We start from the raw sequence: 15,541 nt of genomic DNA, 5'->3' as shown, positions 1-15,541 counted from the left end.
AAGATAGTATTTCCGGAATTCAAACCATATGGAAACAATGCCCTCACTTCAACGCCTGAATGACAACACTTGAGGAGCTTAAAAAACAAGCAGCAACAAAATAGCCCCTTGACATGATTACCTTTCATATGTAATCATTTACTCGTCACGTAATTTTTCAAAGCTCTCCTGAAAGGGAGAGTGAGTATGTCACATCAAAATTTAATCATTCAAAATGATAGCCTGTTCAGCGGGGAAGCGATCCCTGTACCTGCACAGGCTTTTTCTGTTTATCCTGCCAATATCAAAACCAATTCAAGCGAAACTTCGAGTAAAAAGCCACATCCATCCATGGGGGCGGCATTCAACATTTGCGCTTTGTGGCGGTCCCGTCGGCTGGTCCTGCCAATGGCCACCGCACCTCTTTTCTACTCCCGCCGTGTCTCCGAATGGAAAATCAAACATATCCACGACAAAATGTTTACAGCTATTTTCACCGCCAGGCGTGAACTTGCTGCTGATCCGGATACTGACTCCAAGAGGGCACGGTGAAATTTCAAAGCACCCCAAAACCATAAATTTCAAATCTGCTGGCAATTGAAAAAGGCACTGACGGCACAATCTAAAATATTAAACTGGTTGAGTCTGGCAAGGCTGATGTGGGGTTTGTCCAGCTCGGTGGCCTGTATTGCCCTGGGAAAATCAAAGTTTTCAATATATTAATTCACATTAAAAAAGGAGTAAAAATGAACATACTGAGATGTAAAGATGTAGCTAAAAAGACGGGCTTGGCAAAGTCTACAATTTACGAAATGATCAAAGGGAGGTCGTTCCCTGCCCCCATTCAACTCGGCCCCAGGACAACAGGATGGGTGGAGGACGAAATAGAGGATTGGCTCGTTAAAAAAGTGGCAGAGAGGGACAAAAGCACTTTAGAAAATTGACGGTACTTTTGACGGTACTTTTATGGTGTGCAAAGTATAATTATTTGATTTTTAAAGCAATAAAAGCATAGTTTAAGAGTCTGCATCGCTACCAGAAATTACGAAAGCCCCTTACCGATAAACGGTAAGGGGCTTTTTAATTTTTTACTGAGAGTTATTGGGTGAATCCATCCCGCTTCCATCAGAAACACCATCTCCTGAATTCTCGGCGGGTCCAGGTGCATCTCCACTATCGCTGTTGGGACCATTCTGCGTATCCATACCACTGCCATCACTGATGCCATCCCCTGAATTGGGTGCAGGCCCATTGGCCGATATGGAAGAAACCGTGGTAAAGCACAAAACCAAAACAATCGTGAATAAGACAATTAACCTTTTCATATTGTCCTCCTTGCTGATATATGGTTATTCAGTACAAGCGTTTAACTTGAATTTCTTTTGAGGTACACATCCAACTCCCATTTTGAACTGGAGGCATAACAGCTTTTTTTAGGTGATAACCTAATTTTTCGAACTGATCCCGAAAAAATAGAAAGAGAAAAGGGTTGCCTGATGACATTTTTTAACAATATTGCCAAAACAAAATGAGATTCAAAGACAAGTACGAATAGCGTAAAGCTGCCTGCTCACGAATGTACACCAAATATAAAAATGCTCATTACGTTCAAGCATTTAGATTGATGTTTATCTGCTAAAGTTATTAAAATTAGGCGTGGTAGCAAAAAATTCAAATTTGCTTTGCATATGTATATCATAAATTCAACAAACCTCAAACGTTTTTCAAATCCCCTCCTGGACTTTTACCACCTGACCTGGACACCCAGAACCAAAAAGGAAACAGAGTGTAACCAAGCTTCATAAATCCATTGACAGCCGAAACATATGACTGTGCCGGAGCAAATATTTCATCTTTTTTAATAATTGACACTCTATCAAACCCTATGTGTCATATATTCCACAATACGCCTCTAAATACATTGCGTATCTGAGTGGATGCGCTTCAGGTTTCAACCTAATAAAAGCCTTTTCCGAAACGGATATTGAGAAAGCAAAAATTGGACTTGATCACAAGATCTGCCACCCCAATTGGTTGCTCCCGCTTCAGAGTGGCCTACCTTGTGATCAAGCCCGAAGAATTACTATAACCTGAAAGGAGTAAAGACAGATATCAAAAAAATTGTAATTAAAAGAGCAGTCGTTTTGATCCTGGAATATGGTGATTTTTGTAAAGAGAACGTCTGTATTGTGACGGGGTGCGGAACCGGTATCGGCAGGGCCACTGTCATTGCCGCCTGCACTAACTGGCTTAAAGTGGTGGGGATAGATATCAACGAAATTCAAGGGGGCAAAACCGTTGAAATGGTCAAGGCCCTTGGCGGTGATATGACATTCATTAAAGCAGATCCGACCCGGGACAAGAAACTTGAAACTACAGTGGAACAGGCAGCGGGCATGGGTCAGATTAAATATCTGGCAAATTTTGCCGATGTTCAGCACATTGATACAGTGGAAAAATTTCCCATTGAAAAGTACGACCCCATGCTAAAACTCATGCTGCGTGCCCCCTTTTTTCTTTCCCAGTTGACCACTACCTACATGAACCGTTCCTGCATCGGGATGCCGCCAGCAGAGCCTCTGAGAAGTGCCCTTAGGGGAGCTTAGATGGCTTTGTTATCGGGATTCCGGCGCAAAATTTTGAGCCATGAAGGAGGCAGGCACCAGGAAAACAGAAAGGACCAATAGCCCTCCAATGACTGCGAAAACCGGGAAAAAACTCCCCCCAATATCAAAGATCCATCCTGCTGCCATGGGTGCAACGGCCGCGGGAATATTGGCGGAAAACAGCAGACCATAGATGGCCCCCATACGTTTATCCCCCCAGCAAAGGGCTGTGGAAGATGCGTAGAGCACCAGAATGCCGCCATAATTAAAACCTGTTCCCAGGGCAAAGAGATAAAACCCTGCTTTTGATGACAGAAAAAAAGATCCCAGAAGCAGAAGAAATGCCTGGCACAGCAGATTGGCTTTCACAGCCGTGGCTGGTAAAACCCGATCAAACAAGCCTCCCCAGCAAACCCGGCCAAGGGCATTTGCCAAGGCAAACAAAGAAACAGCAAGCACCCCCACATGGACACCGGCGGAACCGGTATAGAGCTCCTTCAGGTTGGCATTCACAGCAAAGCCTGCTGCCAGCCCTGAAAACATGGCAAAGTAAAGAATGCGGAACATGGGTTGTGATATCATCACAGAAACAGACACCCCATAATCTTCCCTTTTTAATGCATCCTGACCGGAAACCCTGTCAGGAACCTTCATGGCACTTCCCGCCATGCAGATAAGCACCAGAAACACCATGCCCAAAAGCGGAAATACCTGAAAAGGGCTTTTTTCCATTTGGGCCATGAGCACGCCCCCCACCTGACTGACAATAGCTGCCCCGCCACCAAATCCGGCAACGGCAATGCCGGTGACCAGCCCTTTTTGCCTTGGAAACCACAAAATGGCGGTGGAAAGGGGGACAATATATGCAAGCCCTGCACCCGCACCGGCAATGACACCGATGCCCACAACAGTGAACCCAAAGGCATGCCCACCAAACCCTGCAATCATCCAGCCGGAGCCAAAAAGAATCCCACCCAGCACAGCACTGAATCTGGGTCCCATGCGGGTCAACATTGATCCTGAAAACACCATAGTCAAGGGGAATACAAAGTAAAAGAATGAAAACGGCAGCTGAACCCCGGCCTGGCTGATACCGGTAATGGACTTTAAATCGGCCACATAAACGGACCAAGAGTAGGTGGCTCCTAGACAAAGCTGCATTATCACCGCAGATAAAAGCACAAGATATCGGGTCAAAATATTTTTTTCTCCCCAAAAAAATCCATGACAAACTGAATATGCTCTTTCATTGCAGTATAGGCCCGGTAGGTGTCTCTGTTTTTGATGCAGTCCATGATGTTCTGGTGATGCGTTATAATAATTTCGGTGTTGTCCTCGAACTTATACAGACGCACCAGATTTTCCCGGATCCCATAAAAAAGATAATCATAAAAATTACGCATCACCAACACCTGCAAAGGGTTTTTTGCAGCATAGGCAATGGCCATGTGAAAGGAAGTATCAGCTTCTGTTCCCAGACGTCCCTGGGTAATCTCCTTTTTCATTTCCTCAATACTATGCGCCAGGGCCTTTAAATCCCCCTCATCGGCCCGGGCTGCTGCCAGGGCCGCAGCATTGCATTCCAGGCCCATGCGCACCTCCAGCAAATCCCCAATGGATGCCTCCTGGGCCTGCATGGCCTTTACCAATGGGCTGTCAGGTGCCCCGTCAAAGGGTTTAACAAAGGTGCCCTGGCCCTGTTTTTGAACAATAAGCCCCATGGCCACCAGTCGCTGGGTGGCATCCCGAATGGTGGTACGACTGACCTTCATGGCCTCGGCAAGTTCCCTTTCAGGCATCATTTTTTCCCCGGGTTTAAGCGTCCCCCTGAATATTAACTCTCGAATCTGGTCAAAAACCTGATCTGAAATTCGTTTGGGTTTTATGGGCTTTATTGTCACAGTCATAATATTTCACATCCAAAATCAAATTATTTTTCAACGGTTCAACTCGAGGCTTGATCACAAAATCTGCCACTATGGGAAGGGGCCAGACTTTCGTTATAGAGACTTTCATTTAACTTTATCTTTAAACACAGAATGTTACTCGATGTTCAAATAAATTCTCAATAAGGCCTGGTATTCAGAAAATCCTTTTGAATTGCCCCACGCGCTTAAAGGATAAGTAGGCTTTCTCAGCCCGAGTTATTGAGGAGTTACATGCTCAAATTTTTTCTGGCGATTCTGCGAGAACAATGGCAGATATTCTAACCAAGCCCTGACTCAATGTTACGACATCCTTCTCCCCAGCGATTCAGCATAAAGTTCCAGTGGATGTTTCACCTTGACCTGTGCACCACTTTTTGCCAGCATATCAGAAATCTGAATCATACAGGCCGGGCATCCTGTTGCCACGGTATCACAATGGGTTGCTGAGATATTCTGCTGCTTTAAATTCCCAATGCTGGAGGAGATGCCGTAATGATACAGGTTAAAACTGCCCCCCATACCGCAACATTTGTCAGCGCCCTCCATTTCCACCAGTTCATGTCCTGAGGCCTTTATCAATTGCCGGGGCTCCTCTGACACCCCCAATGATTTTTTCAAATGACAGGGATCATGATAGGTAACCCGCTCACGTTTTCCCCCATGGTCTGGGTCCAATGGGCCAAGGGAAATACTATTAACCAAAAACTGATTTACATCAAGGGTTTTTTCCGACAACTCCCGGATCTTTGCCTTGGTACCACTATCTTTCCCCTCGTAAATGGATGGCCACAATTTTTTAATGGTGGAAGTGCAGGTGGCACAGGACGTTATAAGATAATCGAACTTTTCCCGCTCAAACAGGCGGATGTGATGCTCCAGCAATTTGGTAAAGCTTTCTCTGTCCCCGGAAGCCAGGGCCGGAATCCCGCAACACCCTTGTCCATCAGGAATGTAAAGTCCAATGCCATGGTGTTTAAACACTGAAATGACATCATCGGCAATGCGGGGAAACACCTTATCAATGATACACCCCGTGAACAGGGCCACTTTAATCCCGGATTTACCGGGGGGGGTGTTCAGGCGGGGGGTCAAACGATGGAAAGATTTTTTTGCCATGGAGGGGAAATGACGGTTGTCCAGAAGAGGAGAAATCACCCTGGCACAGGAGGTTGCCTGGGGATTTTTCTCTTTCTTTGTGAAAACCCCCTGGAACTTTCCGGCAAGTTCTGTGAAAAAATCAAAGGTTTTGGGATCGGAAAGTACTTTTTTAAAAATCACCTGCTTGGCTGGCGACAGCCCTTTGTATTCAGCCAGAATAGCCCGGGCCTTTATGAAAATCTCCACCACATTGACCCCGCTTGGACAATTGGCCGCGCAGGAACCACACAGGAGGCAGCGATTGAGCCGTTCTTCCACACCCTTGGCATTATCAAACATATTTTTACCAAGGCCATCCAGCAATGCCAGTTTTCCCCGGGCTACATCTGCCTCCCGGTGGGTCTGCTCAAAAAGCGGGCACACCGATTGACAGGTACCGCAACGGATGCACACCACCAGCTGGTCTTCAAGCTCCTTCACACGCCGTGCCAGGGATTTCATGTCATTCATAATCAAAGCACTCCTGTTACTTTACCCGGGTTGAGTATATTATCAGGATCAAGGGCATTTCTCAAACGCCTTGAAAACAATATGGAAGATCGCCCCACCTCCTTTTCAAGAAAAGGTGCCTTGGCAAGCCCGGTACCATGTTCCCCGGATAAGGTACCACCCAGCTCCAGTGCCCGGTCAAAAATATCTTCAATGGCCTGTTCCACCCGGTGCCATTCCTCTTTATTTCGTTTGTCCGTGAGGATGGTGGGGTGAAGATTCCCGTCTCCGGCATGACCAAAGGTGCCGATACTGATATCATATTTCTTGGAAATTTTCTGCAATGATTTTACCATGGCGGGAATTTTACTCCGGGGCACAGTGGCATCTTCCAATACCAGGGTGGGCTTTAATTTGGCAAGGGCAGACAAGGCACTCCTCCGGGCGGCCCAGATGCGATCCCGCTCCTGGTCATCTGCTGCCACCTTGACACTGTCAGCACCAAGTTCTCGGCACAGGGCCTCCACCCGAAGCCCGTCTTCTTCCACCTGGCCTGGATGACCATCCACTTCGATGAGAAGCAATGCTCCGGCATCCAAGGGCAACCCCGCCTTGCTGTAAGATTCCACAGCCCGAATGGTGAAATTATCCAGCAATTCCAGAGTTGCGGGAACGATGCGATCGGCAATGATGGCAGCAACTGTTTCTGATGCCTGTTCAATGGTTTTATAAACCGCCACCATGGATTTACGGGCCTTGGGCAGGGGTATTAATTTTAAGATGATTTCGTCGATGATCCCAAGAGTGCCTTCGGAGCCCACCATGAGAGCCGCAAGATTATATCCCGTGGCGCATTTAACCGTTCTGGAACCGGACTTCACATGCTCCCCCATGGAATCATAAAAACTCACCCCCATGACATAATCCTTGGTAACGCCGTATTTCAATCCCCTTAATCCCCCGGCATTTTCCGCCACATTGCCACCGATGGTGGAAACCGCCTGGCTTCCCGGATCCGGGGGATAAAAAAGACCTTTTTTCTCCACGGCCGCAGCCAGGGTGGCTGTAACAACCCCGGGCTGGACCACGGCGTACATGTCAGCCTCATTGATTTCAAGAATTTTATTGAGTTTTCCGGTGAGCACCACAATACCACTGTCATGGGGAATGGTTCCGCCACTTAAATTGGTTCCGGCCCCCCGGACGGTCATGGGCAGGCGATGATAGCTGCAAAGTTTTACGATTTTACCCAGCTCCTGGGAATTTTTCGGCATCACTGCCGCCGTGGGCAGCACTGCATCAAGCACCGCAGCATCATAAGAGTAGGTAACCATATCTTCATTATCTGTCAACACATTGTCTTTGCCGACAATGTTTCTTAATTCCTCAACAATGGATTTGTCCTGCACATCGTCCTCCCTTTGGCATTGGTAATACCAATTTCAAAAACACCCATATTTACCGGGTTGACCGCCATCGCCAATATTGGTCATACCCATTTCAATTTCAAACAGCTCAACCCCCAAAAACACTTGATTTTAAACGTTTTTCGAGAACAATAGCAGAGTTTTTAATAAAATTCAAATATTTTATTTTTTTCTTGACAAGCATCACTCAGTACATTTATTATTGGTCATACCATAACTTAGAAAACAAAATTGTAGATATAAATCTTAAATTGGTTTGCCGGAGAACCATAGATAAGATAATCCGGGAAGGGGGGGCAAAAACATCCCAGGCGATACCCGTCAGCCGATTCTCCATATTGGCGACGTCCTATCCTAATTGCAGAGTGCAGTTATTTCTTTTATTTAAATTCCTTTATTCTGGAGGAGAAAAAAATGAAAAAAGTTTTAACCCTGATCATCGCATGTTTAATTACAGTGAGCCTGGCAACGGGATCATCATTTGCCGGTAAACGAGAAAAATTCGGCTCAGATCCCCGTCATAAAGATGCCAAACGTGTTTCATTTAAACCATCCACCGATAAGGTCAGATGGAAAATGGTCATGCCATGGTCCAAGGGTCTGTTATTTTACGATATTGCTGTCCATTTTGCAGACAGTGTCCGCCTTGCCTCTGCCGGTCGCCTGGATATAAAACCCTTTTCCGCAGGCGAACTGGTTCCCGCCAATCAGACCTTTGACGCTGTTTCCATGGGGTCTGTCCAGATAGCCCATGGCTCCCCCCTTTATTGGAAAGGCAAAAACGAGGCCTTTGTTGCCTTTGCATCTGTACCCTTTGGCCTTGATGCAGAAGGATATAATATCTGGCTTTATGAAAAAGGTGGTCTTGAAATGCTGCAAAAACTCTATGCCAAGCATGGAATTTTTGCCCTTCCTGCAGGCCAAACCGGCCAGGAAATGGGACTTTTTTCCAATAAAAAAGCCACTAAAATGGAAGATTTTAAAGGCATGCGCATCCGAACCCCGGGCTGGTACATGGATATCATGAATCAACTGGGTGCCTCTGTGAGCCCGCTTCCCGGCGGCGAAGTATATCTGGCCCTTGAAAGAGGTGTTATTGACGCTGCAGAATATTCAACACCTGCCATCAACTATCCCATGGGTTTTGACGAAATTACCAAGTATGCCATTCAACCCGGTGTTCACCAGCCTGGTTTCCAGTGTGACATCATTATGAATCAAAAAGCCTACGATGCCCTTCCAGAAGATCTTAAATGGATTATTGATATCTGTGCCAAAGAGACCCAGCTGTGGAGCTACAACTGGATCAACAGCCTGAATGCCAAGGCAATGAAACTGTTTAAAGAGAATGTTGAAATCGTTAAAATGGACAAAGAGACCATCATTGAATTCCGGAAAATGACAAAAACCTACTTGGATTCTGTAAAAATCAAATATCCGGATGTTAAAGAAGCGCTGGATTCCCAGGAAACTTTTATCAATGAATATGCTGTGTGGAGAGAAGCAAGGAGTGGTGCAACCCCATGGCCCTACGAAGATTTCATCCAGGGTAAAACCACCGAATAACAAAGCATATAATTTAGATATCTGATTGCCTTGATCAATGATGATAACGACAAGCATGAAAAACGACAACTTGCAGGGCAATCAGAGCATCAATATCAGTGATTGAATATATTAACGCTGGACGTGAAGAGGGGACAGCTTGGACTTATGGGCATTATGTGGGCAGGTTTGCCTAAACAGCCCCATATTAATAACACCCATAAGCCAAGCCTGACCCCATATTCCCATTAATATTGTGACAGAGGATTTTTAATAATGCTGGAATCGATATCAAACAAATTAAACAACTTCAGTCAAAAGGAGGGAGAACTTGCATCGTTTCTGGTCTATCCTCTTTTGTTTGTGGTGGTCTATGAAGTTTTCATGAGATATGCGTTTAATTCCCCCACCACCTGGGGGTTTGAGGCAACCACTTTTCTATATGGGCTGCATTTCATGTTTGGGAATGCCTACACCGATGCAAATGACGGCCATGTAAAGGTGGATATTTTCACATCGTATATGCCAAAAAAAACGCAGACAATCATAGCCATTATCTCTAATATGCTCTTTTTTATGCCTGTCATGGTTTGCCTTACCATATGGTCCTTTATTTTTGCGTACAACTCAACCATGGGCCAAGAACTCAACCCCACAAGCTGGGCACCGCCCATCTGGCCGTTGAAAATTCTCATGGCGGTCTGCTTCCTGTTTCTCTTACTCCAGGGCGTCGCAAACCTTCTTTCTGACATTAACCGCCTGAAGAGCAATAATTAAAGAGGTACACTATGAGTCTTGAAGTCATGACATTGGCAATGTTTGTAACCCTTATGCTGGCCATTATACTTGGACACCCCCTGGCCTACACCCTAGCCGCCATTGCCACCTTGTTCGGTCTTATTGATAACGGTGGTTCCATACCCATGCTATTTGACATGTTTGCCAACAATGCCTGGGGATTGATGAACAATTATACCCTGGTAGCCATCCCTCTTTTCATTCTGATGGCCCAATTACTGGATCAATCCAAGGTATCGGATGCCCTTTTTGAATCCCTGTACGTGGTCCTGGGAGGTCTCAAGGGAGGCCTTGGCCTGGCTGTTATTATAGTATGTACTGTTTTTGCCGCCACCACCGGTATCATTGGTGCATCCGTAGTGGCCATGGGGCTTCTGGCCACCCCGGCCCTGATAAGCAAAGGATATCAAAAAGAGCTTGCCAGTGGAATCATATGTGCGTCCGGAACCCTGGGTATTCTCATTCCCCCCAGTATCATGATGGTGGTTTACGGAGGACTCACCGGCATGAAAGAGACCTCCGTGGGAAATCTTTTTGCCGGTGCCATCTTTCCCGGACTCATGCTGGCTGGCTTTTACTTTCTTTATGTTTTCATACGATGCAATTTAAATCCAACACTTGGCCCCCCAATTTCCAAAGAAGAAGCCTCTAAATTCACTGCAGCCCAGAAATGGTCCATGACCCTAAAATCCCTTATTCCCCCCCTTGCTCTGATCCTTGCTGTCATGGGAACCATCCTGGCAGGTGTTGCAACACCCACAGAGGCGGCAGGTCTGGGTGCTGGTGGAGCAATGCTCCTTGCACTGATCAGCGGAAAGCTCAATTTCCAGGTACTTAAAAAAGCAAGCTACGCCACCTTAAAAACCACCTCCATGGTCATGCTGCTCTTTATTGGTGGAAAATTTTTCAGCACGGTGTTTTTAAGCATGGGCGGTGGCGATGTGGTGGCAGATCTACTCATCGGATCCGGCATGAGCAGATGGGCCATACTGGGCATCATGATGCTCATCGTATTTATCATGGGCATGTTCATTGACTGGGCTGCCATCCTTTTGGTCACCGTACCCATCTTCATGCCCATTGCCATGGAAATCGGGTTTGATCCCCTCTGGTTTTCTCTGCTCATGTGCGTTAACCTACAGACTTCCTTTCTGACACCGCCCTTTGGCTACGCATTATTTTACTTTAAGGGTGTGGCACCGGAAGGATACACCATGATGCATATTTACAAGGGTATACTTCCCTTTGTGCTGTTGCAGGTCATAAGTCTTGCCATTTTGTGCATGTTTCCATCCATTGTCACCTGGTTACCCAGCATTTTCTTTGGATAAAAGAGAAATAACAACACAGGGCTTGTTCTTTCAGGCAAGCCCTGCCCGCCATCCTCTCCAGGATCTCACCCATTAAGACATAGCAGATCCCGACAAAAGACACCCCCTCTCCCTTTGTATTTTATCCAAACAGCCTTCATTAATTTGGAATACGCAAATATCCCCGGATTACAGGCATATCCAACCCTCCTCCTTGTCCTGACAGATAAACACAATCATTGAAGCACCACCCATATTCAATAATTTTTTCATGTTTGTTGAAAAAAGTTTGACAAATGATCTTCAACGAATATAGTATCATCATAACAACCGAGCGCTCGTTCGGATAAATTATCTTTAGATGCAACAAAAATGCTTTTCTAATACGCGAACCTGAGATATGAGAGAAAATCTCCGTGACGATAGCCCTCCATATTTCAAGGTGCCATCATTGACCACAACTATAAGGAGGATGAAGGGTGAATTTTGACCTTACCAAAGAGCAGACAATGATTCGCAAAGAAGTGAGAAAGTTTGCCCAGAAAGAAATTGCACCCATTGCAGGAGAACTTGACGAAAATGAAGAATTTTCGGCTGAACTCACTCGCAAAATGGGAGAAATAGGTCTCTTTGGGATGTTTGTATCGGAAAAATATGAAGGCCAGGGGATGGATTACATCTCGTACATCATCGCCGTGGAAGAGATCGCCAGAATAGATGGATCCCAGGCCGCCACCATCGCTGCCGGAAATTCCCTCGGCATCGGCCCCCTTTATTATTTCGGATCGGAAGAACAAAAACAAAAATATCTGCCACCCCTTTGTAACGGTGAAGGTCTGTGGGGCTTTGGACTCACCGAACCCACCGCAGGGTCTGATGCAGGAGGAAGTAAAACAACGGCGGTTCCCGATGGAGATGACTGGATCATCAACGGTTCAAAAATATTTATAACCAATGCCGCCTGCGAAATGACCCTTGGCGTTACGGTGCAGGCCATCACCGGTACCCGCGACAACGGCAAACCTGAATATACTTGCTTTATCGTGGAAAAGGGCACCCCGGGATTCAAGGCCGTCCCCATGCATAAAAAAATGATGTGGCGGGCCTCCAATACGGCAGAACTCTACTTTGACAATGTCCGGGTACCCAAGGAAAACATTCTGGGTAAACGGGGCGACGGTTTTCATCAAATGCTGCAAACCCTGGACGGCGGACGTCTGTCCATCGGTGCCATGGGACTTGGCGGTGCCCAGGGTGCCTATGACCTGGCACTGAAATATGCAAAGGACCGGGAACAATTCGGTCAACCCATTTCAAAATTCCAGGCCATTGCCTTCAAGCTTGCAGACTGCGCCATGGAAATTGAATGCGCCAGAAACCTTATGTACAAAGCCTGTTGGCTCAGGGGCGAAAATCGCCCGTTTGAAAAGGAAGCAGCCATGGCCAAACTGTATTGTTCTGAACTCATGGGCCGTGTGGCCAATCATGCAGTGCAGATCCACGGTGGTTATGGATTGATGAAGGAGTATAATGTAGAACGATTTTACCGGGACCAGAAACTCCTTGATATTGGGGAAGGAACTTCAGAAGTTCAGAGAATTGTTATTTCTCGACACATTGGGTGCTGAGCAAACTTTTTACTTAAAGAGGGGTCAAATGCAAAAACCTGACATCAAAATAGGCAAAACAACCATTGGTAACATCGTAGACATGCTGGCGAACGACTTGGGAGACAACAGTGCGCTGGAATATTTATCCCTGGATATCAAGTATAATTTCAGGGAATTCAGGGACATTTGTGATCAAGTTGCCAAAGGCCTCATGGCACTTGGCATCCAACGGGGAGAAAAGGTTGCCATCTGGGCAAACAATCTTCCCGAATGGGTTTATACCCAATACGGCAGTGCCAGAATGGGTGCTGTTCTGGTGACTGTGAACACCAGCTATAGAAGTGCCGAACTGGAATATCTTCTGGAACAGTCCGATGCCACCACCATTATTCTCACCGGTGGGGTCAGGGAAGCAGATGAATACATTAAGGTTATAAATAAAGTGTGCCCCACCCTCAAAGACAGTGAGCCCGGAAAACTTGACAATCCCAAGCTGCCGTTCCTGAAAAAAATAATTTATCTTGGAAAAGATAAAATCCCCGGCATGTACAACTGGGATGAGGTTCTGGAAATGGGTCAAAATGTTTCCGATGCAGCGCTTAAACAACGGTTGGATTCACTGGAACCCGACGACGTAATCAACATGCAGTACACCTCCGGCACCACCGGTTTTCCTAAGGGTGTCATGCTTTCCCACACAAATCTCATCGGCAATGCCATGAGCATGGCCTCATGCATGAATCTGACCCCCGATGATGCCATGTGCATTCCCGTTCCATTCTTCCACTGCTTTGGATGCGTCATCGGTACACTTTGCTGCATGGTATCCGGTGCTACTATGGCACCTGTGGTGGCATTCAACCCGGTGGATGTGCTTAAAACCGTGGAAGCCTCCAAGTGTAACGCCCTGCTGGGTGTTCCCACCATGTTCATCGCCGAATTTGAGGAAATGGATAAAAACAGCTATGACACGTCAAGCCTCCGAACCGGTGTCATGGCTGGCTCCACCTGTCCCGTAGAGGTCATGAAACGCGTTATAAAAGACATGGGTGCCGGTGAGATGACCATTGTATACGGTCAGACGGAATCCTCTCCGGGTATAACCCAGACCCGCGACAAAGACTCCCTTGAACTTAAAACATCCACTGTGGGCAAGGCGCTGCCCAATGTAGAAGTAAAAATTGTTGATCCCATCACCAACGAGGACATGCCCGTCAACGAGCAAGGAGAACTTTGCACACGTGGATACCATGTCATGAAGGGATACTACAAAATGGAAGAGGCCACAGCCCAGGCCGTTGATAAAGACGGCTGGCTCCACACGGGTGATCTTGCCACCATGGATGAAAACGGATACTGCAAGATTACCGGACGTATCAAAGATATGATCATCCGTGGCGGTGAAAATATCTACCCAAGGGAAATTGAAGAATTCCTGTATCGTTTTCCCAAGGTTAAAGATGTCCAGGTGGTGGGCGTTCCCGACACAAAATACGGGGAAGAAGTGGCTGCCTTTATTCAGCTCAAACCAGGCGAAACGAGTACTGACGAAGAGGTTAAAGCCTTCTGTAAAGATCAAATTTCCTTTCACAAAATTCCAAGATTTGTATTTTTCGTCGATGACTACCCCACCACAGCCAGTGGTAAAATCCAAAAATACAAATTAAGAGATATGGCCACTGAAACACTTGATAAATAAATCTTAATGTGCATCACTTGCGGATTTTGAAAATTCAAATAACCGCCACGGGCGGACCGTATGCTGATCCGGTTCCGCCCACAACAAAGTATGAAAATTTATCCGGTTTACCGGGATTTTCTTATAGAAACGACCATGGCAGATCTATCTGCCGCAACAAACAATTGAAAAGCAAACCATGGATAAGGTGTGGACATTTGTTTTACATTTTTCCACAAACCCAGCACCCAGTAACCGCTTTTTCATAATAAGAAGGAGGTAATCGTGGATCGTGAGACTGTTTTGCTAACTGAAGAAAGGGGAAGCGCCGTTGTCCTGACTTTGAATCGCCCCAAAGCCATGAATTCCCTCAATTTTGATATGCTAAATGCCGTTAAAGAGCAAGTGAATGCGCTGCAATACCGTTCGGACATTCGCACCGTAATTCTAACCGGTGCCGGTGACCGGGCTTTCTGTGCCGGAGCAGATTTAAAGGAACGGGCCACACTGTCCCAGGATGAGGTAAAAAAATTCATCCTCACCATCAGAAATCTTCTCACATCCATACAGCACCTGAACAAGCCGGTGATCTCCGCTGTAAACGGCATTGCTCTGGGCGGAGGCACTGAGCTTGCCCTGGCATCGGATATCCGCATTGCATCCCAGACTTCCGTCATGGGCCTCACCGAAACACGCCTGGCCATTATCCCGGGCGGGGGAGGCACCCAGAGACTGCCTCGCATCATCGGGGTGGCCAAGGCCAAGGAGCTTATTTTCACCGGTCGCAGGGTGGATGCCAATGAGGCCCTTGCCATAGGCCTTGTCAACAAGATATGTCCCCCGGAAAAACTCATGGATGAATGCATGGCCATGGCGGACATGATTGCAGAAACCGGACCCATTGCCGTAGAAATGGCCAAGTATGCCATAAACCAAGGCATTGAAACTGATCTTGCCACAGGCCTTGCCATTGAATCCAATGCCTATAGGGTCACCATCCCCACCGAAGACAGAACTGAGGGGCTCACCGCATTCAGAGAAAAAAGAAAACCGGTCTACAAAGGAAAATAGGT

General features: G+C 46.6%; 14 protein-coding genes. 9 read left to right on the top strand and 5 right to left on the bottom strand.

What is annotated here, in order from left to right:
• Nucleotides 1-186: 186 nt before the first annotated feature.
• On the top strand, nt 187-531 hold the full coding sequence (locus ACYQ2M_RS16700; protein WP_459917504.1) for a hypothetical protein: 345 nt from the start codon (nt 187-189) through the stop codon (nt 529-531).
• A gap of 194 nt (nt 532-725) precedes the next feature.
• Nucleotides 726-923, top strand: coding sequence for a helix-turn-helix transcriptional regulator (locus ACYQ2M_RS16695; RefSeq protein ID WP_459917503.1), 198 nt, complete (start codon nt 726-728; stop codon nt 921-923).
• Between the two features lie 144 nt (nt 924-1,067).
• On the opposite strand, the gene ACYQ2M_RS16690 is transcribed toward ACYQ2M_RS16695, so the two are convergent.
• Nucleotides 1,068-1,304 carry a hypothetical protein gene (locus ACYQ2M_RS16690; protein ID WP_459917502.1) on the bottom strand — a complete coding sequence of 79 codons (237 nt, stop codon included), beginning with the start codon at nt 1,302-1,304 and terminating at the stop codon, nt 1,068-1,070.
• Nucleotides 1,305-2,123: 819 nt separating this feature from the next.
• On the opposite strand from ACYQ2M_RS16690, the gene ACYQ2M_RS16685 reads away from it, so the two are divergent.
• Nucleotides 2,124-2,585, top strand: coding sequence for an SDR family NAD(P)-dependent oxidoreductase (locus ACYQ2M_RS16685; protein ID WP_459917501.1), 462 nt, complete (start codon nt 2,124-2,126; stop codon nt 2,583-2,585).
• 9 nt (nt 2,586-2,594) lie between these two features.
• Here the strand turns inward: ACYQ2M_RS16685 and ACYQ2M_RS16680 are convergent, their stop codons facing one another.
• The 4 genes from ACYQ2M_RS16680 to ACYQ2M_RS16665 form a co-directional block, all read right to left on the bottom strand.
• Entirely contained in the window at nt 2,595-3,782 is a 1,188-nt protein-coding gene (locus ACYQ2M_RS16680) for an MFS transporter (protein ID WP_459917500.1), read from the bottom strand.
• Nucleotides 3,779-4,492 (bottom strand): FadR/GntR family transcriptional regulator, encoded by a 714-nt coding sequence (locus ACYQ2M_RS16675; RefSeq protein WP_459917499.1) that lies wholly within the window; start codon nt 4,490-4,492, stop codon nt 3,779-3,781. The genes ACYQ2M_RS16680 and ACYQ2M_RS16675 overlap by 4 nt, the downstream gene beginning before the upstream one ends.
• Before the next feature lie 321 nt (nt 4,493-4,813).
• On the bottom strand, nt 4,814-6,121 hold the full coding sequence (locus ACYQ2M_RS16670) for a (Fe-S)-binding protein (RefSeq protein ID WP_459917498.1): 1,308 nt from the start codon (nt 6,119-6,121) through the stop codon (nt 4,814-4,816).
• A gap of 2 nt (nt 6,122-6,123) precedes the next feature.
• The gene (locus ACYQ2M_RS16665; protein WP_459917497.1) at nt 6,124-7,509 is read right to left on the bottom strand and encodes an FAD-linked oxidase C-terminal domain-containing protein; all 1,386 of its coding nucleotides are present in this window, start codon (nt 7,507-7,509) and stop codon (nt 6,124-6,126) included.
• 432 nt (nt 7,510-7,941) lie between these two features.
• On the opposite strand from ACYQ2M_RS16665, the gene ACYQ2M_RS16660 reads away from it, so the two are divergent.
• From ACYQ2M_RS16660 to ACYQ2M_RS16635, 6 genes are all read left to right on the top strand, one after another.
• Nucleotides 7,942-9,093, top strand: a complete 1,152-nt coding sequence (locus ACYQ2M_RS16660; protein ID WP_459917496.1) for a TRAP transporter substrate-binding protein — start codon at nt 7,942-7,944, stop codon at nt 9,091-9,093.
• A 255-nt stretch (nt 9,094-9,348) separates the two neighbouring features.
• Nucleotides 9,349-9,849 (top strand): TRAP transporter small permease subunit, encoded by a 501-nt coding sequence (locus ACYQ2M_RS16655; protein ID WP_459917495.1) that lies wholly within the window; start codon nt 9,349-9,351, stop codon nt 9,847-9,849.
• 11 nt (nt 9,850-9,860) lie between these two features.
• Nucleotides 9,861-11,201, top strand: coding sequence for a TRAP transporter large permease (locus tag ACYQ2M_RS16650; RefSeq protein ID WP_459917494.1), 1,341 nt, complete (start codon nt 9,861-9,863; stop codon nt 11,199-11,201).
• A 458-nt stretch (nt 11,202-11,659) separates the two neighbouring features.
• Entirely contained in the window at nt 11,660-12,808 is a 1,149-nt protein-coding gene (locus tag ACYQ2M_RS16645; RefSeq protein WP_459917493.1) for an acyl-CoA dehydrogenase family protein, read from the top strand.
• 28 nt (nt 12,809-12,836) lie between these two features.
• Nucleotides 12,837-14,489, top strand: coding sequence for an AMP-binding protein (locus tag ACYQ2M_RS16640; RefSeq protein WP_459917492.1), 1,653 nt, complete (start codon nt 12,837-12,839; stop codon nt 14,487-14,489).
• Between the two features lie 264 nt (nt 14,490-14,753).
• Nucleotides 14,754-15,539 (top strand): enoyl-CoA hydratase-related protein, encoded by a 786-nt coding sequence (locus ACYQ2M_RS16635; RefSeq protein ID WP_459917491.1) that lies wholly within the window; start codon nt 14,754-14,756, stop codon nt 15,537-15,539.
• The last annotated feature ends 2 nt before the right edge of the window (nt 15,540-15,541 follow it).

The sequence above is a fragment of the Desulfocicer niacini genome (assembly GCF_054657595.1).
The sequence above is the reverse complement of the archived record's forward strand: the minus strand, read 5'-3'. Positions and strand labels throughout refer to the sequence as shown.

Excerpts from the sequence above, each read along its gene's own strand:
- ACYQ2M_RS16700 (WP_459917504.1), top strand. The coding sequence starts at position 187 with ATGTCACATCAAAATTTAATCATTCAAAATGATAGCCTGTTCAGCGGG.
- ACYQ2M_RS16660 (WP_459917496.1), top strand. The coding sequence starts at position 7,942 with ATGAAAAAAGTTTTAACCCTGATCATCGCATGTTTAATTACAGTGAGC.
- ACYQ2M_RS16675 (WP_459917499.1), bottom strand. The coding sequence starts at position 4,492 with ATGACTGTGACAATAAAGCCCATAAAACCCAAACGAATTTCAGATCAG.
- ACYQ2M_RS16690 (WP_459917502.1), bottom strand. The coding sequence starts at position 1,304 with ATGAAAAGGTTAATTGTCTTATTCACGATTGTTTTGGTTTTGTGCTTT.
- ACYQ2M_RS16670 (WP_459917498.1), bottom strand. The coding sequence starts at position 6,121 with ATGAATGACATGAAATCCCTGGCACGGCGTGTGAAGGAGCTTGAAGAC.
- ACYQ2M_RS16650 (WP_459917494.1), top strand. The coding sequence starts at position 9,861 with ATGAGTCTTGAAGTCATGACATTGGCAATGTTTGTAACCCTTATGCTG.
- ACYQ2M_RS16640 (WP_459917492.1), top strand. The coding sequence starts at position 12,837 with ATGCAAAAACCTGACATCAAAATAGGCAAAACAACCATTGGTAACATC.
- ACYQ2M_RS16655 (WP_459917495.1), top strand. The coding sequence starts at position 9,349 with ATGCTGGAATCGATATCAAACAAATTAAACAACTTCAGTCAAAAGGAG.
- ACYQ2M_RS16695 (WP_459917503.1), top strand. The coding sequence starts at position 726 with ATGAACATACTGAGATGTAAAGATGTAGCTAAAAAGACGGGCTTGGCA.